This is a genomic window from Chryseobacterium sp. MEBOG07 (assembly GCF_021869745.1).
In the GTDB taxonomy this organism is placed as follows: Bacteria; Bacteroidota; Bacteroidia; order Flavobacteriales; family Weeksellaceae; genus Chryseobacterium; species Chryseobacterium viscerum.
This window is the reverse complement of the sequence record NZ_CP084579.1, coordinates 2872071-2897793: the sequence shown is the minus strand read 5'-3', so window position 1 is coordinate 2897793 and position 25723 is coordinate 2872071. Positions and strand designations below refer to the sequence as shown.

Genomic DNA, 25723 nt, shown 5'->3' with positions numbered 1-25723 from the left:
AAGCCCATTTCTATTGATATCCTATAGCATTTAAGTAATGAAAGGAAGGATTACAAGAGGATTTTAAAGCATAAAAAAAAGCTGCTTCTATTCGAAACAGCTTCTTTATATTATTTTTCATTCAGGACATCATTTACAAAATCAATCCATTGATAATCAGGAATTGTTTTGTCGATGAAATAGTCCGGTTGAATTCCTTTTCCGTCAATGGCCATATCCGGAATACGGAAACTTTTGGATAGGGAATAGCCCAGTTTAAATTCGTTGCAAGGGGAAGTAACGAAATACATATTGGAGATATCCAAAACACCTGCAGTGGTTGTTCCAAAAAGCTTCACTTTCTTGCTTTGTTTGGCTGCCAGTAAGAACTCTTCTGCAGTACTGCCGTTTCCGTTGTTGATGATAATTCCTACATTCTTTGGGTAAGGCAGGATTTTATCCATTTTTTTGATCTCTACCATACTTCCGTCTTCCTGCAGGCTTACAAATTGGCCGAGATTCTGGCTTAGTTTATCATAAGACTTTTTTAGATAATCTCTGGAATCTGCAGATATCCCATATTTTTGGTAGTTTTCATAGAAATCCAGCATTCTTTGGTTATTCAGTTTTGTAGAATAAAACTGTGTTCTGATGCTTCTGATAGGATTTGTATAGAGGTATGGGATAATTTTGGCAAAACTATTATCACTTCCGCCACCGTTATTTCTAATATCGATAATAAGGTTTTCCGTACTTTCAATTTTCGCCTGATTGGCTGTAATAACGCTGTCTATATCTTTTTTAAAGGGACCCTTGAAGGACGGAATTCTTAAGAGTAGAGTACTTTTGTTAATCTCTTTCAAAAAAGGTTTTTCTGCCATTGCAGCTTCAAAGTAAGTCTCAATTCCTTCTTCTTTTTCAAATGTTGGAGAGATTCTTTTCAAGGTAAAATCATTGATTTCAAGGTAATTTTTCCCTATAAATCGTATGTTGGTTATTTCCTGGCCGGATTTGTTTCTTACATAATACGTTCCTTTTGTTTTATCAGCATTAAGAGTCAATTTTAATTCATAGGGTTTCCAGTTTTCAGCTCCCGATTTGATAATAAAACCTTTATAGATATCTCCAAATTTTTTAATTCCTATTGTATAGGGCTGGGTTTCCCAAATCCCCTCAATATCAGAGTCTTTCTTGGATGTCGCTTCTTTTTTAAACTTTTCAAGATCTACTTTTACCATTTCTGTTTTCAGATTTTCATCAGCTGCAGGTTGAGCCTGCTGATTATTCTTTTCAATTCTTGAAATGGAAAGATGGCCGGAGCGGAAAAACTTAAGCCATTCATAAATAGTCTGAGTACATTCAGTATCCGATTTTACATTTTTGATTTTATTCAGAAAGTCATTGTTATGGGCCTGATAAGCTGGGAGTCCTTTTTTATCGATCACATATTGAAATCCGGCATCATTTTCCTCGAATGTTTTTTTAACCCATTGATAATTGCTTTCACAATTACAGTTTTGGGCAAAGCTAAAAGAAGAAGAGGATATAAAAATGAAAAGAAGTGCTTTGATTTTAAGCATACGTTGGTTTTTAGTTTTATTGTAAGGGTTACAAATTTAATGATAATTCTATTTTTTTATGATTGAAAAGGATATTTAATTAAAATAAAACTCTTGTTAATCGATTATCTGAACTTTTCAGCAATATAAAAATGAACGTTCAGCCAATATCGACCTTCTTGAAATCTTTGAAATTTGTACTATCATAAAAAAAGAATACAATGAGTAAAACAATTTTAATTACAGGTGCAGCAAGCGGATTCGGAAAGATTGCTGCTTTTGATCTTGCTAGAAAAGGGCATACAGTAATTGCTACTGCGCAGGTCTATCCTCAGATGAGTGATTTAATCCGTGAAGCTAAAGAACAGAATGTTGACCTTACGGTGGATAAACTGGATGTAACCAGCCAAAGAGATATTGATTATATCTTAAAAAAGTATGAAATAGATATTTTAATCAGTAATGCCGGAATCATGGAAGGTGGTCCGATTGCTGAGCAGCCTGTCGATATTATCCGTTCTATGTTTGATGTGAATGTGTTTGGTGCATTGAACCTTGCCCAGGGTTTTATCAAAAAGTTTGTTGAAAAAAAGAAGGGTAAAATTGTTTTTACTTCATCAATGGGAGGTTTATGGACGGTTCCGTATGTGGCTGCTTATTGCGCTTCAAAGCATGCATTGGAATCTATCGCTGAAGGATTGAGAACAGAACTTGCTCCGTTTAATATCAAAATTGCAACCTGCAACCCAGGTGTATTTGGAACAGGATTTAATGACAGGGGAGTAGATTCTATTTTCCATTGGTATGATCCGAAAATTAACTTCACTCCGGAATCCGCTTTTGACGGAGCGGCAGAATCTTTAGCCCACCAGCTTGATCCACAGTCTATGGCAGATGTGATTGTGAATGTAGCTTTAGATGATGACAGTCATTTCAGAAATGTACATCCAAAAGAAACTGAAGATTTTGTAAAACAGCTTCAGGCAGATGCATGGACCTCAAAAAGCTAAATATCATGGAGTTGAATTATAATGTTGCCGAAAAAGCCTTACATGCAGCCAAAGAAAAGGCATTGTCTATGAATATTCCTGTGAGTATTGCCGTGGTAGACGCTGGAGGACATCTTGTTGCTTTGGCAAGACTGGACAGTGTCTACGGAGTGATTGATTTTGCCATTAAAAAAGCAAAAACAGCAGTGATGTTCGGAGTAAACAGTGATCTGATGGGAGGAATCATCTCAGAAACCGGTATTCATGGTTATGGAATGCTGAATTCCAATGACGGACTTCTGACTATTGCAGGCGGTGTTGTCCTTAAGAATGCAGAAGGTAAGATCATTGGTGCTATAGGTTCATCAGGTGGAACTCCCGAGCAGGATAAAGAAATTGCCGGGGCAGGCGCTCAGGTTATTGCTTAAATTTCAGATATTTGTACTATGGAAAACACTTCTGAAATCATATTCGACAAACTGGTTTATTCATGTGCTTTTGAATCTTATAGAGGCCATGAGGAGTTTATTCCGGACCATTTTCTTGGATTTCAGATATCCGGGGAAACTCATGCTTTTCATGAACAGGGTAAAACGGTGATCAAAGAAAATACAGTGGTCCTGGTCAGGAAAAATCAACTGATCAGAACGATTAAATATCCTTCAGCTCATGAAAAGTATCAGTTTATCTCCATCACATTGGATGATGAAACACTGAGACAGTATGCCACTGAAAACAAAATCGCTGTAAATAATAATTTTCCAGGAAATCAGCGGTTGTTTTTTGAACCCAATGATTTTTTTGAAAGCTATTTTGCTTCTCTTATTCCTTACGTCAATAAAACACAGGAAATTCCTCCCAAATTAGCGGTTTTAAAGGTGAAAGAAGCCATCGAACTCCTTTTGCTGAGTAATCCTGATCTTAAAAATCTCCTTTTTGATTTTTCCGAACCTTATAAAATTGATCTTAAGGAGTTTATGAATAAGAATTTTATGTTCAATGTATCGGTAGATGCTTTTGCACGGCTTACAGGTCGGAGTCTATCAGGTTTTAAGAGGGATTTTAACAAAACATTTGAGATGACACCCAAGCAATGGCTGAAAGAAAAAAGATTGAAAGAAGCCTATTATTTAATTAAAAACAGGGATAAAAAGCCTTCAGATATTTATCTTGATCTGGGTTTTGAGAATTTATCCCATTTTTATTCTTCTTTCAAAAAAAATTTGGCGTAACGACTACGGAGGTATAGCTTTTAACCATAAAAAAACACAAATTATACTATAATTTAACTGTTGGAAAAACGCAAAGACGAAAGAAAGGTTTTACAATGTGATGATTGTAAGTCACAAGGATTTTACCTCCGATAAAATTTAACACTGAATATTTCAAAATGCTTGTTGATTAACCACAACATCTGCGTAATCTCTAAGATCTGCGAGAATCTATTAATCATTTATGATTTTCCTACGTCTTTGCGTTTTCCTACATTTATTAAGGGATCATATTTTCTGATCTAAGTCTTTCAAAAACATCTATAAAAGAATCTTCTGTACTGATGTATGCTGTGAAGCCCAATTTTCTGCTTTTAGACATATCACACATCACTTCCAAAGGTCTTCCCAGATCCAGATCTGTATGCCATGCTGAAGACAGACGACCAAGATTGCTTTCTTTAAGGTTATGTTTTTCTGCAATGGCTGTCCAGATTTCGTGATCATTTTCCAGTTCTTTTTCAAGAGGTCTTATAGTACCATTGAAGCCTTCCGCTTCTACATCGAACCAGTCTGCCAGCCTTTTCCAAAGCCATTTCCATCGGAAAACGTCTCCATTCGTGATATTGAATGCCTGATGCTTTGCGGATTCTGTAGTAGAAGCCCAAGCCAATTGTGCAGCCAATATTCTGGCATCCGTTACATCCGAAACTCCGTTCCATTGTGCTTCTGATCCCGGCCAGATGAATTTTCTTCCGGTTTCCTTACAGATGCTAGCGTATACGGCCAATGTGGTTGCGATATTCATCAGGTTTCCAATGGCATATCCAACAACGGTGTGAGGTCTGTGAATGCTCCATGTGAAGCCATCTCTTTCGGAAGCTTTGTACACTTCGTCTTCCTGTGCGTAATAGAAATTGGGAAGCGGAAGTCTTGGATGCTCTTCTCTTACGGGCGTTTCAGGTAAAATACCTTCTTTAGCATAAGCCTCAAATGGTCCTAAATAATGTTTAAGTCCTGTAACCAGAGCCACATGCTTCACTGATTTTTTAGGAGATAAAACATTTAATAAATTTCTTACCAGCGTGCTGTTGACACGGATATTTTCTTCTTCAGTATCATTACGCATCCATGTCGTAAAGTAAATATGAGTAGGAGAGATCCCTTCCAGTGCTTCAGTAAGGCTTTGTTCATCCAAAAGATCTGCCTTTACAGGACGAAGACCAGGGGTATTAGTGTTGGGGTTTCTGGATAAGCCATAGGTTGTCCAGCCTTGTGCGATCAATTCTTCGGCAAGGTTACTTCCTGTAATTCCGGTAGCGCCTACTACCAATGCAATATTTTCCATAAGTATTGTAAAATTTCTTGTACAAAATTATGGACGGAATCAGGGTTTTATCCTTGATGTGGATCATGCGTTTGGGTTGATCTGGATCAAGTGTTATTCAGGGAATTCTTTTTACGGATCCTGCTCACGGTTTCCGGAGCAAGGCCAAGATAAGAAGCAATAAGATTGTGCGGGACTCTTTTGATCATTTCAGGATTCTTCTGAGTGAGTTGAAGATATTTTTCTTCAGCCGTGTAGCTGTTGGAAACAATAAGTCTGTAATCTTTCGTAACGAGGCTGTTTTGATATAAAATTCTGAAATAACGGTCCATCACAGGAATTTCCATCATCATTTTTTCATAATCTTCCAAAGTGATCATCAGCACTTCGGTTTCTTCTATAGCATCAATATTTAGGACTGATTTTTCATGATTGATAAAGCTGTTGAAGTCCGAGATCCACCAGCCTTCAAAGGCAAACATATTGATATTCTCATTTCCTTTTTCATCCAGAAAATAAGATTTTAGAAGGCCTTTGCTTACAAAAGACAAAGATTTGCAGATATCTCCTTCCTGAAGCAGATATTGTTTTTTACGAAGCTTTTTAAGAGTAAAAAAAGATTGTAGCTGACTTTTTTGCTCTTCTGTAATATCAACCTTATTCTCAATATGGGAAAGAAGGACCTCAAACATTAAATAAATATTTCATCAAAAATACTACTTTCAACAGCAAACTGAATCTTATTTTTCAAAATCATAAAGATTGATTCCTATTTCTTCGTTTTTAATTTTTACGATTCTGGTATCTAATGGATAAAAAATAAATTCTGCAGCTCCCTGAATTTTTGCTTCCAAAAGATGCCCTGCCAAAGCGGTGTAATCTTCTCTCCCCAACGTAATGTGAAGATGAGGCATAAGTTTGCCCTCTATTTCAGAGATATTTCCGGAAATATTGGTGACTTCCATCTGTTCTTTAAAAGTTTTATCAACATACTTTTTGGTTGCCGGATTAAAGAAACGGAGTGTTGCTTCACTTACAGCACCAATTCCTGTCACTTCTCCAGCCTGAATATTTTGATTCTGAATAAAATCCGTTAAAGTTTCCACTATATTGGAATGATTGTCGAGACTTACCACATAGATTTGACCTGCCTTTCTTGCAGACCAATGGTTTCCTTTACAATTGATGATCTCCATATTTAGCTTTGTTTTAAATAATTAATAATTCCTATGACATCATCCTGCCCGAAGCCTTTATCATGAGCATTTTGATAAGTTTGAATCAGGGTTTCAGACAGAGGAAAATCAGCTCCTGCATTTTTAGCAAGAAGAATATCTTTCAGCATAAGATCAAGCGCAAATGCCGGGGCATACTGATCTGCAGTCAGCATGGGTGTTTTTACCTTGGTAGCACCGCTTCCACTAGCACTTTCATTGATTATTTCGAGCATGTCTGATCGTTCAATTCCTAATTTTCCGGCCAGTAAAACGGTTTCTGCCAATCCCTGATAAATGGTCGCTAAGAAATAATTGATAGACAGTTTCCCGGCAATTCCTTTTCCATTGTCACCCAAATGTTTCACAGATTTTCCCATCTTCAGCAGATAGGGCATAGCACGCTGTATGCTTTCTTCTACGCCACCAGCCATAATGATCAATGTTCCTTCCTGTGCGGGTGCCGTACTTCCTGCTACAGGAGCATCAATAAAAGAGGCTTCTTTTATCTTCAAAGATGTGGCTGTTTCTGTGGAAGCTTCGGGAGAAATGGTACTCATATCTATAAAGAGCTTTCCTTGAATACTCAAAGCCAGAATCTCCTCATAAACTGCTTTCACGGCAGTATCATTGGTGAGCATTGTGAATATAATATCGCTGTTTTCTACCAGGTCTTTAATTTGGGTGCAGACTGTAGATTTTTCTTCAAAATCTTTGGCTTTTTCAGATGATCTGTTGTAAACGGAAAGTGGAAAGCCCGCTTTTTCAAGATTTTTGGCCATAGGATGTCCCATATTTCCTAATCCGATGAATCCGATTTTTTCTATTGCCATATTTTTCTTTTTTATGATGAATTAAGTCTTTTAGAGTGTAAATATCCTCAATAAGAAGGAATTTAGTATCAGATATAATGAATGAGATTTCAAAATACCTCTATTTTTAAGCAAAATATCTACCAAATAGGAACTTTATAACGTTAAGTTTTAATTATATTTTCTATGAGAAACTTTTAAAACTGGAGAAACTTTCAGAAATTTGCATCAAAATAAAAATCAATGAAGATCGTAGACCTTGAAAAATGGAACAGAAAGGAGCATTTTGAATTTTTTTCCGGTATGGCAAGCCCATATTTTGGATTTACTACAGAAGTAGACTGTACAAAAGCGTATGATACAGCTAAAGAAAAAGGGTATTCATTTTTTGCCTATTATTTTCACAAATCGATGGTAGCGATCAATACTGTGGACGAATTAAAACTCAGAATTGTAGATGGACAGGTTGTACAGTTTGATACTTTACATGCCGGCAGTACAATCGGAAGACCGGATGGAACTTTCGGATTTTCGTTTACCCGTTTTTCAGAAGATTTTGAAACGTTTAATGTTGCTTTGCAGGAAGAAATAAAAGGGGTACATGAGACTTCAGGATTGAGGATAAGGAATGAAAGATTAGGGAAAGATCATGTAAGACATACCACGATTCCATGGAACTCGTTCAGTGCAATCCTGCATCCTACAGACTTTAATACAACAGAATCGATCCCTAAAATTGCTTTTGGAAGATTTAATATCCGTGAGGGGAGAAAATACCTTCCGGTTTCTATTGAAGCGCATCATGGACTGGCCGACGGGCTTCACCTAGCACACTATCTGGAAGAGTTTCAAAAACAACTTGATCAATAGCAGATCGTTGTGGCGCTTGAGGATTGGAGGGGTAAGAGTGAATAAAAGTAAGTAAGCTTATTGACAGATTTACTCTTACAAATTCTCGTTCTTTCATTACGGGAAACCGTAAAGAATATTTTCAAATCTTCAATACATTTGAGTCAATATATTACTATATTAGAAAATTGATTTTACGATCAAAAGAACTAATTAACCAATAACTCAATTGTATTAATCCTGATGATATTATGCCGAACGATCAATTTTCATCCGATACAGATTCTTTTATTATTGATGTTTCCGGACAATCGGACAGCCCAATTGATTTTGGGACTGAATCTGCTTCCGGGAACTCTCCCGAGGACCAGAACAGATCTTATGATCCGGATTCCTGGAAAATAGGAAAAAAATACAGCAGAAAACTCAGTCTTACTGAAGACCAGGCAGCCATGCTGGATAGAATGTCTTTTGCCGGAAATATTTTCAATGAGATTGACTATTGTAAAATACAGATCATAAAGCAATTCTTGAGGTCTATTGAATACCTTTACCAGAAATGTATTCCCGTTAACAAATCCTATCCGACGGTCATTGATGAGCTTTCGCAGATCATTGTCTGCCTCCGGTATAACTATAAAAAAGACAGCCTGAATTACAATTACACCTATCAGTCTGTACAAACAGAAATTTTCAATCATATTTTGAAATTATGTGAAAATACGGTCCGTGAAGTGTATGGTATTAAAAGGAAAATCAATACTGATTTTAATTATAATGATCCGGATATTCTTCACCAGTACAATAAAAAGATTGTTTCAAAGCTTGATATTTTCCTGGCAGAAAACCACCATCAGATACTTGATGCCGATTACAAAACCAATATTATCCTCAATGAGAATAATACCAACCGCTGGAAGACAAAATTTGATCTGATCAGGGATGATTATTCCAATCCATTGGCATTTGAAAGGGAAATTTTCAGACTTTCTGAGGTCAATGTTAAAAATCCGTCTGTGGATGCTCTGTTTTTTGAAGCTTCAAAATTTGTATCGGAACATGATAAAAACTCTACATTAAGACTTTATATCCATTATCTGGAAAAGGATCTGAACTCTCCCAAATTTGACAAAAGAGATTTCCCCAAAAATATCCAGAAGAATCTGTTTCCAACAGAAGAACTGCTTTCTGATTTTGAAAATATCCTGAATGAATTTATTGCCGGCAGAAACCTTAAGCTAGCCCTTGAAAAAGCCAATCAGCTTTATCTTCCCAAAAGAAAGAGAATCATGATTGATCATGAAGCCATCAAAAATATTCAGGCACAGCATTCCGAAACGGCAACTATTTTAGGACAGATTCTGAATGACGAAAGTGAAGAAGAAGTTACCTCTTTAAAAATGGCAGAAACAGCAGATACGAAAGTGTTAACGATAACTATGGCACAGCAGGTTACGGAACTTCAAACTTCTAAATATAATGAAGAGCTTCATTTAACAGATATTCAAAAGGATATCCTTGACTTATTTGAAAAACACAGCTTCAATATACTTCAGGAAGATCTTCAGGATTTTATCAAAGCAAAAGGCCTGTTTATGGGCTCTACCATAGATTCTATTAATGAATGCTGTTTTGAGACCCTTGATGATATTCTCATCGAGGAAGAAGATGAATATTTTATTATTAACACAAATTATTACCAAAAACTTTTAAACAATGATTGACAATATTAAACCTAAAGAAGCGACTTCCATTATCAATTCACTGGTAAGCGGAGTCGTTCCGAAAATAGGAGTACAACATATTACGGTAGGAAGATCTGAAGAAATACATGCTTTTATCAGTTCTCTGGAAGACGTCAAAAACGGTCTCAGTCTTGTAAAATTCTGGATTGGAGATTTCGGAAGCGGAAAGTCTTTTATGCTCCATCTTTTGAATACTGTGGCTTTAAAACAGAAATTTGTGGTCGCCAATGCAGATTTTACACCGGATAACAGGCTTTATTCCAATGACGGGAAAAGTGTGATCCTATATTCTGCTATTATGGATAATATTGCGATCCAGACGAAGCCGGAGGGCGGAGCTTTGCAGACTTTACTTGAAAAATGGATTGAGCAGGTGATTGTAAAAACTGCAGAGGAAAATCATATTTCTCTGATGGACATCCGAAATGATCAGTATCTCAGTCTGATTCAGAATTCTATTATGAAAACGGTAAACGAGATTACAGAAGTTGGCGGTTTTGATTTCGGGTCTGCTATTATAAAATACTATGAAGGCTATATCAAAGGAGATGAACTATTGCGCAGAAATGCTTTAAAGTGGCTGAAAGGCGAATACAGCACGAAAACGGAAGCCAGACAAGACCTCGGAATCAGGGAGATTATCAATGACTCTAATTATTATGACATGCTTAAAAACTTCTGTAAGCTTTTTGTAAGCATGGGCTACAGCGGTTTTATGATCAATCTGGATGAAGCCATCAATCTGTATAAGATCTCTGTTACGGCTACCCGTGATAAAAACTATGAAAAAATCTTATCTATTTATAATGACTGCTTCCAAGGGAAAGTGGCCAATCTTTTCATCAATTTTGCCGGGACAAAAGAATTCCTGGAAAATGAAAGGAGAGGACTTTTCAGCTATCAGGCTTTGAAAACGAGACTAGAATCCAATAAATTTGAAACTTCTGAGCTTCGTGATTTTGCACAGCCTGTGATCAAACTGATGCCTCTGAATCATAATGAGATTTTTGTGCTGCTCAAAAAATTGAAGCTCATCTTTGATTTTAATTATAAAACAGAACTGAATATTACAGATGAAGAAATTTCTGCTTTTATGGAAGAAATTTTCAACAAACCTGGTGCCGCAGAATTCCTGACCCCAAGAGAAGTGATCAGAGACTTTCTGAATATCCTTAATATCATCAGACAAAATCCGGAAGTGGATAAAAGAAGGCTTTTCGGGGAAATTGAAATTGCAGACGAAAGGCCGAGTGATCTTATTCTGTTAGACAGTATTGAAGAACTATGACAGCCTTCAATCTGCTTTCCGAGCCCATCAGAAAATATATCCGGGATAAAAAATGGGAGAGCCTGAGACCTATTCAGGAAGCTTCTATCCAAAGGATTATTTCTACAGGCAACAATTATATTTTAATATCCAGAACAGCTTCAGGGAAAACTGAGGCTGCTTTTCTGCCTATTTTATCCAAGGTTAATTTTAAAGAACCGGGTGTAAAAGTTCTCTATATTTCACCTTTGATTGCTTTGATCAACGACCAGTTTCTTCGGGTGGAAAGTCTTTGTGAATATCTGGACGTTTCTGTTACGAAATGGCATGGCGAAGCTTCTAAAGGTGCCAAAGACCGCCTTCTGAAAAGTCCGGAAGGTATTGTTCTCATCACTCCGGAATCTCTGGAAGCCATGTTTGTGAATAAGCCTTATAATCTACGCCATCTGTTTTCTACTCTGGAATACGTTGTTATTGATGAAATTCATTCTTTTTTAGGCTCCGACAGGGGAGCTCATCTGCAGTCCTTGCTGAACCGCCTTCAAAAGATCAACATCAAAAAATTCAGTATTGTAGGACTTTCGGCTACCGTAAGTGATGCGAATCAATACATTGAACTGAAAGAATTTCTTGGAGATACGGACCGTACAAAAGTTATCAGGGACACCACTCCCAAGCCAATTAATGTCTTATTTAAATATTTTGCAGGCTCTGTTGAAGAACTGCCATTACCCTTATTAAAAGACCTGTACATAAGGACCAGAGATCGTAAAGTCTTAATATTTCCGAATGCCCGCGGAAGAGTGGAAGAAGTAGCAGTAAAACTAAAGCAGATTTCAGAAAAAGTAGGCGGTCACAAGAATTATTTTTCACATCACTCTTCTGTAGACAAGGAAGTCCGTGAATATGTTGAGTTTTTTGCTAAAAATTCAACGTTACAGAACTTCTGTATTTCCTGTACTTCAACGCTGGAACTTGGAATTGATATTGGGAATGTAGATGATGTGGTACAGATTGATGCTACTCACAGTATTGCTTCTTTAATTCAAAGAGTAGGAAGAAGTGGAAGAAGAGAGGGGAAAGCCAGCAATCTGTTTCTCTATGCTACAGAACCTTGGAGTTTATTGCAGTCTTTAGCCTGCTGGATGCTCTATCAGGAACAATACATAGAACCTGTCTCTGTAAACAAAAAACCTTATGATGTATTGGTTCATCAGCTTTTGTCTATTGTGAAGGGATCTTCAGGGATTTCTACGACTCAGCTTCTGGATGAAATTGCTGGAAATTCAACATTTTCAAATATCAGTCCTGAAGAGACAGAAGACGTAATCAGGTATCTCATAAGTATTGATTTTTTTGAAAAATTGGGCCATGAACTGATCATTGGAATGGAAGGAGAGGAAGTGGTAAACAATAAAGATTTTTACAGCCTTTTTGATACCCCTGTATTCTTTAAAGTTTCGAGCGGTGGAGTGAAAATTGGAGAATTGCCTCTATCACCACAGATAAGAGAGAATGAAAATATTTATCTCTCTGCTAAGATATGGAGCATAAAGGATATTGATTATCAAACGAAAAAAATAGAAGTGCTTCCTGCCAAAGATGGAAAAAAGCCTAAGTTTTCTGGAGATGCTGCAGATACTGCTTATCAGATCAGGGAAAAGATGCTTGAGATTCTTATGTCAAAAGAGCAATACGACTTTCTGGACGAGGCTGCCCAGCAAATCATTCTTCTTCTGCGAAATGAATTTTCTTCGTTTACCATCAATGATTTCAGAAAAGAAAGACCATTATTGGATCATAACGAAAAACTGACTTTCTATTCTTTTACAAGTTCAAAAATCAACCGAACCTTAAAATTACTATTGGATGGGTTGAAGATAGAAACTACACTGGATGATAAAGACAGCTCCTTTGAAATAGAAGATCATACCGCAGAAGAGTTAAAAACAGCCTTAGCCCGTTCAGATATCGGTCAGAATATAGATGAAATTCTGAACGATTTATTAGAAAACAGTCCCCAAATCATCGACTTTTCTAAGTGGGGAAAGTATCTTCCTGTAAACTATCAGGTAAAAGTTTTGAAGGAAAAGTATTTTGATTTTGAAGGCTGTAATGCTTACCTCAAAGATTTGAAACTTATAGAAAACAATTAATAATGATATTGGAAAGAAGCTATCTCAAAAGCCAAATAATTTGGTTTTTGAGACTGCCTCTTTTGTCTTTTAAAAAATCCTTTTTTGTCTGTTTTACTATTCTTACTTATCCATTTCTATTCATTGGTCACAAATATGTTTCTATTAAGCCCAAAACATTGATCGAGATCATAAAAAGTAAACCTAGGAAGCCTTTACATTTACAATAATTAAAATAGCAAAGCGGATAATTGGAAACAGGCTGATAAAAGCCGTTATGATATTTTGTTTAGGGCGTAACGTGGTATCTATGTGGTATACAGTTTTAACAAAATTTTAATCATTTTTTCTTTCTTTGTCTATATAAAATTAAAACGAAATTCATACATGTGATTTTCTACATTCGCCATTTATTAAAAATAAATAAGTGTTGTAAATCATTAAGTTATATTGCATTTATGAATATATAGAAATCATTTTGTTTTGATATTAAATTATCAGGAAACAGATTGATTGTAGAAAAAGACTTTATCCTGATGCACAAAATATACTGCATCTAAAATAAGTAGAGATGAAAAAGTATTATGAAAAATAGAAAACCTGAAACTAACTTGGAGGATTTGGACCAGAAAATTCGTGTACAGGACGAAATAGTGGCATTAGCCAAAGCCAATTCGCCTCGTTTACTGAATAAATTCAGATTGGTATATCCCGATTTTTTTAAAAAATTATCTGCTATACAGCCCAGTCTTAAAAATTCTGAACTGATCTTTTGTATTTACCTAAAGCTGAATATGACAACAAAAGAAATTGCAACCTGCATCTTTGTTACCCCAAAAGCTATACAAAACAGGAAAAACAGAATCAGAAAAAAACTCAACATCGCTTCTGAATTTGATATCTACAAATGGTTTAATGAAATTTAAACCATTTTTTCTGATTTAAAAGTCCAGAATTGCTTTATCCAGATCGTGATAAAGAAGAATTTTCCAATTGTTTTCTCTGGCTTCTTTTTCCCATTGAAGTCGTAATTCCATGGCTTTTCTGCCATCGAAATCACTTTTATACGCTAAGTGATATTTTAGATAAGAAGCCTGGGGAAGATCATCGGCCCCGTAAAAAACAGTTTCTTCATTTTCTCTGATCCAGAAAACCTGCATAAAAGGAGTATGTCCGCCCACCACTTCATAGGAAATTTCATCCGTGATTTGTCCTTTATCTTCATTCATCCAGATAATATTGGGAAGCTGAGTCAGTTTTTCCAGCATATCAAAATCAAAAGAAGGATTGCCTTTCTTTTCCATCGCAAAATCCAGCTCTCGTTTCTGGATATAAATCTGTGCATTCGGAAAAGTTGCTTCAAAACCACTCTCTGTAAGCTTCACAGCTCCTTCAATATGATCTTTATGAAGGTGAGATAACAATAGTTTTGTGATTTGTTCAGGATGGATATTTTCCCTTTCCAGAATTTCTGAGACCATCGTTTTTCCGGACTCATTTTTCCAGCCAATCCCTGCATCCAGAAGGATATAATCATTTTCTGTAATGATAAGAAACGGCTGAACAGACATTTTGATTCCTCCAATTTTATCAAAATTTTCTTCTGTTAAAAGAGTGAAGTCTTTGGATTTACTAGCCGAAAAATTGCCTTCTTTGAGCGGAATGATTTTCATGATGCAAATTTCCTTAATATTTCTAATATTCAAAAGGTTTTTCATCGATATATATCATCAATAAAAACAATCATACAGCAGTATGCTGAGACTATTGTATTTATCAAAAAATCCTGTATCATTCATAAAAATGTAAAGTCAGGGTACCGAAATTTTCTTTTTTTAATGATTATCTTTGAGGTCTCAAAAATCTGACAGTCTACATGATGATCAAATGTCAGATCACTTTCTATTGATTCAAATAAAATTGTAACATAATGCAGGAGAATTCTTCCCAAGGTATTTCCCGGACTGTCATCTGGCTGATGGCTATTATTTCAGGGCTTGTAGTGGCCAACAATTATTATAACCAGCCCTTGTTGGCGCTTATTTCGGAAGATTTTAAGGTTTCTGAAAGTGCTGCCAGCAAAATATCGGTGCTTACTCAGATAGGATATGCATTGGGACTGTTGCTGATTGTTCCATTAGGAGATAAGTTTTTTAGAAAGAGATTAATTTTAATAGACCTGTTTCTTGTTTTCGGATCGCTCTTATGGATGACTTTTGCCACTGAGTTATGGATGTTGTATGCAGCCAGTTTATTGATTGGAGCTACCTCGGTTATTCCACAGCTTTTTGTTCCTATTGCAGCAGAACTTTCTTCAGATAAAGAAAAATCATCCAATATCGGATTGGTGATGTCCGGATTGTTACTGGGAATTCTTCTTTCCCGTTTTGTAGGGGGAATTGTAGGAGAAGTATGGGGATGGAGAGCGATGTTTGGTATTGCAGCAGGGCTGATGATTCTGGTGTGGCTGGCTGTATATAAAATGCTTCCTGAGCTGTCACCTAATTTTAAAGGGAGTTACAAAGAACTGATGCGTTCTGTTGCCCATCTTGCCAGAACACAACCTATTCTTCAGCTGGCATCATTTCGTGGAGCAATGGCATTCGGGTCTATGTGTGCTTTGTTTACAACATTGGTTTTCCATATGGAAAAACCGCCTTTCAATGCGGGATCTTCCGTTGTAGGAAGCTTTGGGCTGGCAGGAGCGGTAGGCGCTTTAGCAGCGGCAAAGGTGGGAAAACTTCAAAAGTATCTGGATATTAACCGAATTATATTGTATTCTTTACTGATTGTCATAGGAAGCTGGGGCTTTACCTATTTTGCAGGAGAAACCTATTGGGGACTGATTGTAGGAGTTATTCTTGTTGATCTGGGAGTACAATCGAGCCATATTATGAACCAGACCAATTATTTTCTGATTAAATCGAATGCTGTGAACAGGTTGAATACGGTGTATATGGTTTCCTATTTCATTGGCGGATCATTGGGAACCTGGCTAGCTTCTATTGCATGGCAAAAAGCTCAATGGAGTGGTGTATGCCTTGTGGGAACTGTATTTGGTGTATTGGCTCTGATCGCACATATATTATTTTGTAAAAGAGTCAATAAAGCATAAATCAGAATTTGTTTTACATTTCTGATTCTTTTAAGTTTCGGGATTTTATCAGCGATAAAATCCCCGAAACTTTTTTATTTTAATTCTCCGGTTTCTTCCTGCTCCTGCATCAATTCTCTGTGTCTTCCTCCCCATTCATCAAGCTGTTTCCATATGGGGATCAGCTCTCTGGCTATAGCTGTCAATTCGTAATCTACCCTTGGTGGAACTTCTGCATGAACAGTTCTCGTTACTAAGCTTTCTTTTTCCAGCTCTCTCAGCTGAAGGGTAAGCATTCTTTCCGTTATTCCTGAAATAGAATTTCTAAGCTCGCTGAAGCGCAATTTCTCGTCTTTTAACTTGTTTAAAATAATCAGCTTCCATCGGCCTCCGATTCTGCATACTGCATAACTTAAATCACATCCCTGTATATATTGGCGGTTGATATTATTCGTTGAATTCTCTTTTATTTTACCCATTACTTACAAATTTGTTAGTACCATACATTTAGCTGTATACAGTGCAAATGTAAGGTTTGAGATTTAATTTTGTTGTTTAAAATAGAAAATATACAGCAGTAATGAACAATAGCGCTCATGTTCCCTGCAGACATAATAATAACTTAAATCAAAATCAAAATGCAATTAACTCCTAAAATAACACAGATTTTAAATCATTTAGAAACAATACAACCGTTCAATCCACAAAATTCTTTAGATGGTACCCGCAAATATCTTGAAACAATGTGTTTCCAGCTTAGCGGTAAGAAAGAATCAGTGGCGATGATCGAAGAATTGAATATTCAGCAGGAAAACCATCAGATTCCTATTCGGATTTACCGTCCCAATGGAACAAAAACAGAGAAGTCATCAGCTATTATTTATATTCATGGAGGTTGGTTTATAGCAGGAGGATACGAAACTCACGATGCTGTGGTCCGTAAACTTGCCAATAAGACGGGTTCTGTGATTATATTTATAGATTACCGTCTTGCTCCCGAACATCCTTTTCCGGCAGGTTTAAATGACTGTATTGACGGAATACAATGGGTGGTCGACAACGCAGAATCTTTAGGAATTGATCCTGATAAAATTGGAATCATAGGAGATAGTGCCGGAGGAGCCTTGTCAACAGCCGTTTCCACGCAAATAGGAGGACAGTTCAAGTTTCAGGTATTGATCTATCCTGCAGCTGATAATCAGTTGAACTCAAAATCATGGGAAACGTATGAAAACGGGCCGGTTCTTAATAAGCAAGGCGGAATAGAAGCCTGGGAATGGTATCTTCCAAAAGAAGAAAAAGATAATCCTTTGGCGATTCCTGTGTTGATTAAAGATTTTAAAGAAACGCCGCCTACTTTAGTAATTCTGGCAGAGCATGATCCACTTTTAGATGATGGCAAAACGCTTTCCCTGAATATGGAAAATGCAGGTGTTACGCTTACAACAAGTCTTTACAAAGATATGGTTCATGGGTTTATGCATATGGGAGAACTTTTGGAGGAAGTACAATCAGCAGTGGATGAGATGGCCGCTTTTGCCACGCACCATTTTGAATCCGACAGAGAACAGTAACAATGAAAAAATACGCATATATTGGATGTCTGGGATTTATAGCAGTTATTACTACAGAATTTGGAGTCATCGGAATTCTCCCGCAAATTGCAGAACATTATAAGATCAGTATTGACAAGGCTGGATACCTGCTGAGTGCTTTTGCATTAATTATTGCTCTTACAGGACCTTTTATGACTTTACTTACGTCAGGAATTGACCGTAAAAAGATAATGCTTACAGCCATTTTTATGTTTCTGGTTACAGGAATTGTTTCCTCTTTTTCACCTCCTTTCTGGCTGCTGATGCTGGTGAGGATTTTACCGGCATTCCTGCAGCCTGTATATATTGCAACTGCCTTGTCAGTGGCGGTATCTCAGGCAGATGAACGGAAAAAGAATGAACTGATGGGGATTGTTTTTAATGGAGTCGCTATTGCCATGGTCACTACGGTTCCTTTTGCAACGTGGATAGCCGGGCTTTGGTCCTGGGAATATTCATTTATGATACAAGCTGTTGTAAGTTTGATTGCTTTAATGAGTATTTATTTTCTTCTTCCATCTATGCCGGTGAAAGAGAAAAAATCATACGGAAACCAGGTCAGAATATTGAAGCATCCTCCATTTATTCTGAGTACTTTGACGAATTTTTTCATGATTACAGCATGGTTTTCTACCTACAGTTATTTTGCCGATTATCTGAACAAAGCCAAAGGAATGGATACTTCAATGATAAGCTATATGCTGCTTCTCTTTGGTGGTATCGGAATCATTGCGAATGGTGTAGCCGGTAAAATGCTCAATAAGAACGTTGCAAGAACTACTGCTTTTTTTCTTTCGGGAACTATTTTAGTGCCTGTGCTTTTATATTTTTCTGATGGAAATTTATTCGCAACCATTGCAGTGATCGGAATTTGGGGATTCCTGTATTCACCTAGCTTTTTGAATGCTTCCACCTATATGATCTTTTCTGCACCAGACTCACTGGAATTTGCCAACAGTCTTGCCACATCATTTGGAAATCTGGGTGTAACGCTGGGAACGACAATAGGAGGGTGGATTATCATGACACAAGGAGTACAGTATATTCCATGGATAGGTTTTGTTTTCGGGCTTCTTGCATTTTTGATGATGATTTTAAAAAGTGTTGTTGAGAAAAGAAATCAGGTGCTTTCCACATGTCAGAATTAAACTGTAACAAATTTTGTTACATTGAGTAAATTGTAGTAACTTTGCACTATTAATTTGATGTAAAATTGAATACAATGAAAATAGAAATCTGGTCGGACGTAATGTGTCCGTTTTGTTATATCGGAAAAAATAATTTTGAACAGGCTTTGAATAAACTTCCTTTCAAAGATAAAGTAGAAATAGAGTGGAAGAGTTTCCAGCTGGATCCCACTTTAGATCCGCAAAAGACTCAGGATACCATTCAATATTTTAGAGAAAAGAAAGGAGTTCCAGAAGCTCAGGCTACCCAAATGCTTGGTCAGGTTAGCCAAATGGGAAAAGACGCCGGAATTAACTTTGATTTTGGGAAAACACTGATCACTAATACTTTTAGTGCTCACAAACTGCTTCATTTGGCTAAAAAGCACAACAAATCCAATGAGATGGAAGAGGCATTATTTATCGCTCACTTTATAGACGGTAAAAATGTAGGGGATATAGAAGTTTTGGTTTCCCTTGCCGAAAGTTTAGGAATTGGCACAGAAGAAGCTAGAGAAGCGATTACAACGGATCAATTGGATTATGAAGTGAACCAGGATATTCAGGAAGCAAGAAACAATGGTGTTTCCGGAGTTCCATTTTTTGTTCTGAACGGTAAATATGCTGTTTCCGGAGCGCAGCCTGTAGACGTATTTGAAAATGCACTGCAGCAGACATATAAAGAAACAGTGAGTCCTTTTAAGGATCTTTCCGGCGACAGCGGAGCTTCCTGTGATGCTGACGGATGTAGTATTTAAGATATCAAAACCCCAAAATAGTTTTATTTTGGGTTTTTTAATTTAATATAGTCTCGTATCTTTGTCATACAGCACCAATAGCTGTATAAATCTGATTTCTCAATGATAAAAATTAACAACGAAACTCATTATTCAATTGATGATACCCTTTTTGTTTTTGCATTGGATTCCGAAGCGGGAACCGTATTTGATGATAAAAATAAACTGATTACAGGGATTGGAAAAGTAAATGCAGCGATCGAATTAACCAAAGAAATTCATACAAAAAAACCTAAACTGATCGTGAATTTAGGTTCTGCCGGAAGTAAAGGCTTCCACAAAGGAGAGGTCGTATGCTGTACAAAATTCATCCAGAGAGATATGGATGTAAGAGGGCTGGGATTCAAACTTTATGAAACTCCGCTATCCGGAGTGCCGCCTGTATTGGAATATGGTCTTAAAATGGACGTATTGAAAGAAGGAATCTGTGGAAGTGGAGACAGCTTTGAAATGAACCATTCTGAAACAGATTACAATATTGTAGATATGGAAGCCTATCCATTGGCATTGATTGCTCAAAAGGAAAATATTCCGTTCCTATGCCTGAAATATATTTCTGATGATGCCGGAAGTGATGCTGCAGACGATTGGAGTGTACAGGTACATCTGGCTTCTGAAGCATTCAAGAAAATACTGTTCTCATCAATATAATCCTGAATAAATTTTCAGGATTTTGTTTTCTATTTGTTTTGTTACGCTCAACCCTTCCTTTATATTTTACTGCTTGTTCAGACAGGAAAAATAACTTCTTTAATCACTCAAAAAAATTGGGAACATCTAGGAGTGATTCCCGATCAGGAGGTGAAAAGCGAAGGTGCTTTAAAGGCTGCCCATCTTAAGATTTTGAAAAATATTTTAGCAACAGGTGCAAAAACAGAATTAACCTTACCTGAAATAAAAAATCTTATTAATACATTAGAACAATAAATACATACTATGTCATCAATTATCATCATCAAAGCTTCTTCTGAAGACCTGGAAATTGTACAAAACCTAGGAATACAGACCTTTTCAGAAACATTTGCAGAAGATAATACTGAAGAGGCTATGAAAAAGTACCTGGAAGAAAGCTTTAATACCGAAAAAATAAAATCGGAGTTGAATAACCCCAATTCCTTTTTCTATATTGCCTGGGAAGAGGACAATCCGGTGGGCTATCTGAAAGTGAACTCCGGGAAGGCACAGACCGAGCTTCAGGATGAAACCAGTCTGGAAATTGAACGGATTTATGTAAAGAAAAGCCACCATGGAAAAAAAGTAGGCCAGCTTCTTTATCACCAGGCTTTAGAGACGGCTCAGCACCTTAATAAAGCTTATCTGTGGCTGGGTGTCTGGGAAGAAAACCTAAGAGCGCTCAATTTTTACAGGAAAAATGGATTTGTTGAATTTGATAAGCATATTTTCAAACTGGGAGAAGAAGAACAGACTGATCTGATGATGAAAAAGATGCTGGATTAGAAAGGTTTATGCTAAGTTTAATGCAGTAAGACAAAATATTTCAAAATGAACATTTCAGAGTTTGTAAAACAAATCAACCAATATTATCCGTTATCCGAAGAAACGGTTAAAGCTTTACTGGATATCTGCACTGAAGAATACTACCACAAAAACGATATTCTGCTGAAATCAGGCTCCATGGCAAGATATTATTATTTTCTACGATCCGGACTGATTGGATATTACACGGTGGATGAGCAGGGAAATAATATTTATAAAATTTTCTTTGAAGAAAATAGCTTTGTAGCCTCCACAGCTTCTATTATTAAAAATGAACCCAGCGACTTCAACATTGTTGCGCTTGAAGACTGTTCCGTTATAAAATATCCTGTAAAAGCATATCGGGAACTGCTCGAAAAGTATCATGATCTGGCGCTTTTTCACATGCACTATTTAGAAAAAAACTGGGTGGTGAAAAAAGAGCCTTTGGAAGTCTCCCTGAAATACGAAACCGCCAAACAGCGTTATGTACAATTGCTTGAAAATGAATCATTGTACAGTATGTTAAAACAGCATCACATTGCTTCTTATCTGGGAATTACCCCTACACAGCTAAGCCGGATAAAAAAGGAAATACACTAATATTCCTAGACCGAAGTGAAAAATAAATTAGCAAAAGCTTCAACATATGTTGAGGCTTTTCTCTTTTTTATGTGACAATTTTGCTTTGTCATAAGATCATTGGTACGCAATATGTTTTAAGAACATTAGAATACTATTGATTCTATGATTATTATTAATTAAACATTTTTCAGCATGAAGAAGCTTATCAACATTGTATTTGTACTCACAGCGTTTGTTCAGGTATCAGCGCAAAAAATTATTCATCAGGAGATTTTCAGTCCAAAAATGAATAAAAAGATCAAAACGGTTATCATTACACCAGATCTTCAACCTAACACAACCTATCCGTCGGTTTATATTCTTCATGGTTTCAGTGGCAATCCGGACCGGATTATTAAGCAGGATATTCCGGACTTGGTTCAGAAAGCTCAGGAATACAAAACAATCTATGTCCTTCCGGATGGAAACTACAGTTCATGGTATGCAGACAGTCCGATCGTTAAAGACTCCCAATATCAAACTTTTATCGGAAAGGAACTGGTAGATTTTATAGATAAAAATTATCCTGTGAAAGCTGAGAAAAAGTTTCGGGGTATTTTAGGATGGAGTATGGGAGGCTATGGTGCAACGAATATTGGAGTTACTTATAACAAGACTTTCGGTATCGTAGGAAGTTCATGTGGAGCTTTAGACTTCAATTCGTTTGGCGAAGGATATCAGAAATATATGGTGAATAAAGTGCTGGGACCATTGGAATCTTTGAATCCCAATTTTCTTACAGACAACAAAATAAAACTGATGGCTGGGGCCGGGCAGCAATATATTTTCGACTGTGGCACAGAAGATACTCAAATGATCAATATGAATAGAAATTTTCATAAAAAGTTGACAGAAATGAAGGTTCAGCATCTCTACACAGAATCTTTAGGAGGACATACTACAGAATACTGGAGCAGATCATTATCAGAACAGCTGGCTCTATTTAACAGGTTCTTTAAATAATAACCTCATATAAAACAATAAAACCTCATGTACGCGCATGAGGTTTTGTTGTTTATAAGATTTAGTATAGATTATTATTCCTTCGAAAAGGTGTATTTTGAAGCTTCTCCCTGGCTGAAATCCATCTTACGGTTTTCAAGGTCAAAAGCCATTCTTATGCCTGCATCATCAAACTTAAAAATATGATTTTCATAGGCTGCCAGTTCAAATGCATTCTGTCCTTCCGCCATTGCCTGCCCGTAAAGAGTACCGTTTTGAACAAATACTTTTATCTTCATCGGGAAATCAGCAGTGGAGTACACTCCGGTATAAGCCTGTAATTGATCAGCTGTTGGGGTTGCTTTTTTGAGATTTTCTACGCCCAGTTTTTCATGATAAAGAACTTTTCGCACGTCATCAGTAGGAATCATTATCTCCGGAGTACTATTATTCTGAAGCAGAATAAAAGTTTTATCATGATCAAGATGTCTTTCTATAAAGGTTGTATAACCTGCCCAGCCTCCGGAATGGTTCGCTATTTTTCCATACTTGGTTGTCTTTTGAACAAACCATCCGAATCCATAGTTGCTTGCCTTTCCATTGGCTGTAGTGACATCATTAAATATCAGCTTCTTATCATTTTCATTCACCAGTTTGTCGGTATACAAAGCTCTGTCCCATTTCAGAAGATCTTTAAGGGTAGAATTTACCATACCATCACCTACAATTCCATCCAGATAATACGAGTAATTTTGTTTTCCATGACTGTCCAAAAGAACTTTTTTTCCGGAATTGTCTGCTTCATAGCCCAGGGCATAATTGGAAATTGTCTGCGGCTGATATCGGCTTCTGTATACCAATGTATGCTTCATATCCAATGGTTTGAAAATATTCTGGTTCAGAAATTCCCCAAACGATTTTTTAGAAACCCTCTCAATAATACTTGCTAAAAAGGCATACCCTGTATTGCTGTATTCAAACTGTTGATTAGGCTCAAATTCCAAGGCGGGTTTAGATTTTGCAAATTCTTTGATGATATCGTCATTTACAGCAATTTTACTTTTATCCCAATTCTTTTCGAATAACTCCATATAATCGGGAAGTCCGCTGGTATGATTCAAAAGATTTCTGACAGTGATTTTATCATAAAAAGCCAGTTCAGGAAGATATTTAGATATTTTGTCGTCATAATTCAGCTTTCCAGCTTTCTGCAAAAGAACAATACCCATGGCGGTAAACTGCTTAGATACAGAAGCGAGTTCAAAAGTACTCTGTAGATTGAGTGGGCGCTTGGCTTCTTCATCTGCCATCCCATAGCTCTTTTCGAAGATAGGCTTGCCCTTCTCGGCAACCAGTACATTTCCGTTGAACTTTTTCTGATGATGAAGTGCTGTAAAAAGACTGTCCAGTGTTTTGGCTTCATTCTGGGCATACGTACCGATAGCAAACAATACGAGCGGAAGACTGATTATTTTTCTTGAAATTAAGTTTGTCATGATGATTAGTTTTTAAAGAAAATTTTGATCTTTTAATTTTCATTTATATCTGTCGTGTGGTAACAGCATATGTTTCATGAAAAAGAATAATTTATTAAAATTTCTCCTTGTCAAGGTTTTAAACCTTGACAAGGATCCAGATGGCTTTTAAATTTCAAAAGGAAAACAAAAACCCTTTTTAAGCATTGCTTAAAAAGGGTTTGAGTTGATTGATTGATATTCAAAAGTGCTAACAAGTCAGCATATTAAAAATGTTGAAAGTTTTTACCCAAATGTTCTTCTATCACAAAGAACGGGTCTTCTGTAAGAGTATGTGCCCTCATATCGATAAGGCTCACTTTACTCATCATACGAAGCATAATTCTTCTCTCGCACGGCTGTTCTATACCATCTATATTTCTTACTCCTGCACGGAAAGCTGATCTTCCATGTGCACAAAGATGATTATTAACCAAAATAACATCTCCCGCCTGTGGCGTAAATCCTGAGTAAATCAAATGTCTGGCTTCTTCCCAGAACTCATTCAGAGAATGATGAGCTTCGTCCGTCTGTCTGATACTGGAATTGAAAAGCTGTTCAGCGGCATCAAATCTCATAAAAGGAAGACTGTAATTGCCATACAATACAGCATCTAATGTCTCTTCTTCATTCTCTGCCGTTTCAAGATTCGCATCTTTCGGGATTTTATAAATACGGTCAAAAAGAGGTCTGTAATTCTCACCAATCGACTTATGAGAGCGGATTGAGTAAAGAGTAGAAGGAACCTGCTCTTCATTACGGACATACATAAAACTTAAAAAGTCTGCCTGATGTTTCAAAAAAGCATCTTCAGTATGTACATACAAATCTGTTGAAGATCCTGATCCCGTCTGCGTTTCTTTCATTCTTTCATCCGGAATGATGGCATGTATCAATCCTCCTCCTTTACGCTGTGAATAATATTGTACAGGCTTTGAAGGGAGTGCACCATGAATAAGTGCGCATGCAAAACCATATAAATTGAATTTTGAATAATCTGCAGACTGCCAATTAGAAGGAGTAGAACCAATATCCTCCTGATCTATATCCATTAATCCGGTGAGGATCAATGCTCCGTACTGATTTTTAGAAAAGTCACTCGCAAAATCAGCCGCTATGTTTAATATCCTTTCCGGTAAGAAATAGGATGCCAGTTGATGAACATGTCTTATAAAGTCGCGGTTTTCATAACTGTCATATTTTTTCTGAAGATGCTCTGCTGCATCTTTTATCATTCTTCTCTCCTGTGGGGTGACTTCTATGACCGTTGGAAGCAGTTTTACCGCCGTTAAACAGTCTTTATCTAAAATTTCTGTAGAATTCATTAAAAAAAATTTGGTGTTAACTAATAATTTTTATCTTTGTTTTTAATTATTCTAAATAACAATAGCCGGTTCAAATTTATGAATAATTAAGTAACCACCAAAT

Annotated in this window: 25 protein-coding genes; 16 read left to right on the top strand and 9 right to left on the bottom strand. The window is 36.7% G+C overall.

Translation table 11 applies throughout. The features are described from left to right. Positions 1-110: 110 nt before the first annotated feature. Positions 111-1559 carry a S41 family peptidase gene (locus LF886_RS13365; RefSeq protein WP_236850029.1) on the bottom strand — a complete coding sequence of 483 codons (1449 nt, stop codon included), beginning with the start codon at positions 1557-1559 and terminating at the stop codon, positions 111-113. A gap of 200 nt (positions 1560-1759) precedes the next feature. On the opposite strand from LF886_RS13365, the gene LF886_RS13360 reads away from it, so the two are divergent. From LF886_RS13360 to LF886_RS13350, 3 genes are read left to right on the top strand one after another with little or no spacing between them, the layout of a single operon-like run. Continuing rightward, positions 1760-2548, top strand: a complete 789-nt coding sequence (locus LF886_RS13360; protein ID WP_236850028.1) for an SDR family oxidoreductase — start codon at positions 1760-1762, stop codon at positions 2546-2548. A gap of 5 nt (positions 2549-2553) precedes the next feature. Continuing rightward, the gene (locus tag LF886_RS13355) at positions 2554-2955 is read left to right on the top strand and encodes a GlcG/HbpS family heme-binding protein (protein WP_236850027.1); all 402 of its coding nucleotides are present in this window, start codon (positions 2554-2556) and stop codon (positions 2953-2955) included. Positions 2956-2973: 18 nt separating this feature from the next. Further along, on the top strand, positions 2974-3759 hold the full coding sequence (locus tag LF886_RS13350) for a helix-turn-helix domain-containing protein (protein WP_236850026.1): 786 nt from the start codon (positions 2974-2976) through the stop codon (positions 3757-3759). Between the two features lie 259 nt (positions 3760-4018). Here LF886_RS13350 and LF886_RS13345 read toward each other — a convergent pair whose 3' ends face one another. From LF886_RS13345 to LF886_RS13330, 4 genes are all read right to left on the bottom strand, one after another. After that, entirely contained in the window at positions 4019-5086 is a 1068-nt protein-coding gene (locus LF886_RS13345; protein ID WP_236850025.1) for an SDR family oxidoreductase, read from the bottom strand. A gap of 86 nt (positions 5087-5172) precedes the next feature. Continuing rightward, positions 5173-5757, bottom strand: coding sequence for a Crp/Fnr family transcriptional regulator (locus LF886_RS13340; RefSeq protein WP_236850024.1), 585 nt, complete (start codon positions 5755-5757; stop codon positions 5173-5175). Positions 5758-5805: 48 nt separating this feature from the next. After that, entirely contained in the window at positions 5806-6261 is a 456-nt protein-coding gene (locus LF886_RS13335; RefSeq protein ID WP_185151259.1) for a PPC domain-containing DNA-binding protein, read from the bottom strand. Positions 6262-6263: 2 nt separating this feature from the next. Continuing rightward, positions 6264-7112, bottom strand: a complete 849-nt coding sequence (locus tag LF886_RS13330; RefSeq protein WP_236850023.1) for an NAD(P)-dependent oxidoreductase — start codon at positions 7110-7112, stop codon at positions 6264-6266. Between the two features lie 222 nt (positions 7113-7334). Here LF886_RS13330 and LF886_RS13325 point away from each other — a divergent pair, with 222 nt between their 5' ends. The 5 genes from LF886_RS13325 to LF886_RS13305 all read left to right on the top strand — a co-directional run bounded on the left by LF886_RS13325 (position 7335) and on the right by LF886_RS13305 (position 14013). After that, positions 7335-7961 (top strand): CatA-like O-acetyltransferase, encoded by a 627-nt coding sequence (locus tag LF886_RS13325; protein WP_236850022.1) that lies wholly within the window; start codon positions 7335-7337, stop codon positions 7959-7961. Positions 7962-8191: 230 nt separating this feature from the next. Beyond that, positions 8192-9664 carry a tellurite resistance TerB C-terminal domain-containing protein gene (locus LF886_RS13320; protein WP_236850021.1) on the top strand — a complete coding sequence of 491 codons (1473 nt, stop codon included), beginning with the start codon at positions 8192-8194 and terminating at the stop codon, positions 9662-9664. Next, entirely contained in the window at positions 9657-10973 is a 1317-nt protein-coding gene (locus LF886_RS13315; protein ID WP_236850020.1) for an ATP-binding protein, read from the top strand. Before LF886_RS13320 ends, LF886_RS13315 begins: the two co-directional genes overlap by 8 nt. Then, on the top strand, positions 10970-13108 hold the full coding sequence (locus LF886_RS13310; protein ID WP_236850019.1) for a DEAD/DEAH box helicase: 2139 nt from the start codon (positions 10970-10972) through the stop codon (positions 13106-13108). Before LF886_RS13315 ends, LF886_RS13310 begins: the two co-directional genes overlap by 4 nt. A gap of 563 nt (positions 13109-13671) precedes the next feature. Then, complete coding sequence (locus LF886_RS13305) at positions 13672-14013, top strand: helix-turn-helix transcriptional regulator (protein WP_124531405.1); 342 nt, start codon at positions 13672-13674, stop codon at positions 14011-14013. 15 nt (positions 14014-14028) lie between these two features. On the opposite strand, the gene LF886_RS13300 is transcribed toward LF886_RS13305, so the two are convergent. Beyond that, on the bottom strand, positions 14029-14760 hold the full coding sequence (locus LF886_RS13300) for an MBL fold metallo-hydrolase (RefSeq protein WP_236850018.1): 732 nt from the start codon (positions 14758-14760) through the stop codon (positions 14029-14031). A gap of 257 nt (positions 14761-15017) precedes the next feature. On the opposite strand from LF886_RS13300, the gene LF886_RS13295 reads away from it, so the two are divergent. Beyond that, positions 15018-16202 carry an MFS transporter gene (locus LF886_RS13295; protein ID WP_103235077.1) on the top strand — a complete coding sequence of 395 codons (1185 nt, stop codon included), beginning with the start codon at positions 15018-15020 and terminating at the stop codon, positions 16200-16202. A 74-nt stretch (positions 16203-16276) separates the two neighbouring features. On the opposite strand, the gene LF886_RS13290 is transcribed toward LF886_RS13295, so the two are convergent. Then, positions 16277-16660 (bottom strand): winged helix-turn-helix transcriptional regulator, encoded by a 384-nt coding sequence (locus LF886_RS13290; protein ID WP_236850017.1) that lies wholly within the window; start codon positions 16658-16660, stop codon positions 16277-16279. A gap of 159 nt (positions 16661-16819) precedes the next feature. Here LF886_RS13290 and LF886_RS13285 point away from each other — a divergent pair, with 159 nt between their 5' ends. The 7 genes from LF886_RS13285 (at position 16820) to LF886_RS13255 (ending at position 22802) form a co-directional block, all read left to right on the top strand. Further along, a complete protein-coding gene (locus LF886_RS13285) occupies positions 16820-17755 on the top strand; it encodes an alpha/beta hydrolase (protein WP_236850016.1) in 936 nt (311 codons plus the stop codon). A gap of 2 nt (positions 17756-17757) precedes the next feature. After that, a complete protein-coding gene (locus LF886_RS13280) occupies positions 17758-18924 on the top strand; it encodes an MFS transporter (protein ID WP_236850015.1) in 1167 nt (388 codons plus the stop codon). Positions 18925-18998: 74 nt separating this feature from the next. After that, positions 18999-19700 carry a DsbA family oxidoreductase gene (locus tag LF886_RS13275; RefSeq protein WP_236850014.1) on the top strand — a complete coding sequence of 234 codons (702 nt, stop codon included), beginning with the start codon at positions 18999-19001 and terminating at the stop codon, positions 19698-19700. A 102-nt stretch (positions 19701-19802) separates the two neighbouring features. Continuing rightward, on the top strand, positions 19803-20390 hold the full coding sequence (locus LF886_RS13270) for a nucleosidase (protein ID WP_124531417.1): 588 nt from the start codon (positions 19803-19805) through the stop codon (positions 20388-20390). A 285-nt stretch (positions 20391-20675) separates the two neighbouring features. Then, positions 20676-21197 (top strand): GNAT family N-acetyltransferase, encoded by a 522-nt coding sequence (locus LF886_RS13265; protein WP_236850013.1) that lies wholly within the window; start codon positions 20676-20678, stop codon positions 21195-21197. A gap of 45 nt (positions 21198-21242) precedes the next feature. Further along, complete coding sequence (locus LF886_RS13260) at positions 21243-21818, top strand: Crp/Fnr family transcriptional regulator (protein ID WP_410684860.1); 576 nt, start codon at positions 21243-21245, stop codon at positions 21816-21818. Positions 21819-21992: 174 nt separating this feature from the next. Beyond that, complete coding sequence (locus LF886_RS13255; RefSeq protein ID WP_236850012.1) at positions 21993-22802, top strand: alpha/beta hydrolase; 810 nt, start codon at positions 21993-21995, stop codon at positions 22800-22802. A 74-nt stretch (positions 22803-22876) separates the two neighbouring features. Here LF886_RS13255 and LF886_RS13250 read toward each other — a convergent pair whose 3' ends face one another. Beyond that, positions 22877-24277 (bottom strand): serine hydrolase domain-containing protein, encoded by a 1401-nt coding sequence (locus LF886_RS13250; RefSeq protein WP_236850011.1) that lies wholly within the window; start codon positions 24275-24277, stop codon positions 22877-22879. 245 nt (positions 24278-24522) lie between these two features. Next, positions 24523-25620 (bottom strand): TauD/TfdA family dioxygenase, encoded by a 1098-nt coding sequence (locus LF886_RS13245; RefSeq protein WP_152288706.1) that lies wholly within the window; start codon positions 25618-25620, stop codon positions 24523-24525. Positions 25621-25723 lie beyond the last annotated feature (103 nt).

Coding starts and splice junctions, on each gene's coding strand:
- LF886_RS13365 (WP_236850029.1), bottom strand. CDS start 1,559: ATGCTTAAAATCAAAGCACTTCTTTTCATTTTTATATCCTCTTCTTCT.
- LF886_RS13270 (WP_124531417.1), top strand. CDS start 19,803: ATGATAAAAATTAACAACGAAACTCATTATTCAATTGATGATACCCTT.
- LF886_RS13250 (WP_236850011.1), bottom strand. CDS start 24,277: ATGACAAACTTAATTTCAAGAAAAATAATCAGTCTTCCGCTCGTATTG.
- LF886_RS13290 (WP_236850017.1), bottom strand. CDS start 16,660: ATGGGTAAAATAAAAGAGAATTCAACGAATAATATCAACCGCCAATAT.
- LF886_RS13275 (WP_236850014.1), top strand. CDS start 18,999: ATGAAAATAGAAATCTGGTCGGACGTAATGTGTCCGTTTTGTTATATC.
- LF886_RS13245 (WP_152288706.1), bottom strand. CDS start 25,620: ATGAATTCTACAGAAATTTTAGATAAAGACTGTTTAACGGCGGTAAAA.
- LF886_RS13265 (WP_236850013.1), top strand. CDS start 20,676: ATGTCATCAATTATCATCATCAAAGCTTCTTCTGAAGACCTGGAAATT.
- LF886_RS13315 (WP_236850020.1), top strand. CDS start 9,657: ATGATTGACAATATTAAACCTAAAGAAGCGACTTCCATTATCAATTCA.
- LF886_RS13260 (WP_410684860.1), top strand. CDS start 21,243: ATGAACATTTCAGAGTTTGTAAAACAAATCAACCAATATTATCCGTTA.
- LF886_RS13340 (WP_236850024.1), bottom strand. CDS start 5,757: ATGTTTGAGGTCCTTCTTTCCCATATTGAGAATAAGGTTGATATTACA.
- LF886_RS13350 (WP_236850026.1), top strand. CDS start 2,974: ATGGAAAACACTTCTGAAATCATATTCGACAAACTGGTTTATTCATGT.
- LF886_RS13355 (WP_236850027.1), top strand. CDS start 2,554: ATGGAGTTGAATTATAATGTTGCCGAAAAAGCCTTACATGCAGCCAAA.
- LF886_RS13320 (WP_236850021.1), top strand. CDS start 8,192: ATGCCGAACGATCAATTTTCATCCGATACAGATTCTTTTATTATTGAT.
- LF886_RS13255 (WP_236850012.1), top strand. CDS start 21,993: ATGAAGAAGCTTATCAACATTGTATTTGTACTCACAGCGTTTGTTCAG.
- LF886_RS13300 (WP_236850018.1), bottom strand. CDS start 14,760: ATGAAAATCATTCCGCTCAAAGAAGGCAATTTTTCGGCTAGTAAATCC.
- LF886_RS13335 (WP_185151259.1), bottom strand. CDS start 6,261: ATGGAGATCATCAATTGTAAAGGAAACCATTGGTCTGCAAGAAAGGCA.
- LF886_RS13295 (WP_103235077.1), top strand. CDS start 15,018: ATGCAGGAGAATTCTTCCCAAGGTATTTCCCGGACTGTCATCTGGCTG.
- LF886_RS13280 (WP_236850015.1), top strand. CDS start 17,758: ATGAAAAAATACGCATATATTGGATGTCTGGGATTTATAGCAGTTATT.
- LF886_RS13325 (WP_236850022.1), top strand. CDS start 7,335: ATGAAGATCGTAGACCTTGAAAAATGGAACAGAAAGGAGCATTTTGAA.
- LF886_RS13305 (WP_124531405.1), top strand. CDS start 13,672: ATGAAAAATAGAAAACCTGAAACTAACTTGGAGGATTTGGACCAGAAA.
- LF886_RS13310 (WP_236850019.1), top strand. CDS start 10,970: ATGACAGCCTTCAATCTGCTTTCCGAGCCCATCAGAAAATATATCCGG.
- LF886_RS13285 (WP_236850016.1), top strand. CDS start 16,820: ATGCAATTAACTCCTAAAATAACACAGATTTTAAATCATTTAGAAACA.
- LF886_RS13345 (WP_236850025.1), bottom strand. CDS start 5,086: ATGGAAAATATTGCATTGGTAGTAGGCGCTACCGGAATTACAGGAAGT.
- LF886_RS13360 (WP_236850028.1), top strand. CDS start 1,760: ATGAGTAAAACAATTTTAATTACAGGTGCAGCAAGCGGATTCGGAAAG.
- LF886_RS13330 (WP_236850023.1), bottom strand. CDS start 7,112: ATGGCAATAGAAAAAATCGGATTCATCGGATTAGGAAATATGGGACAT.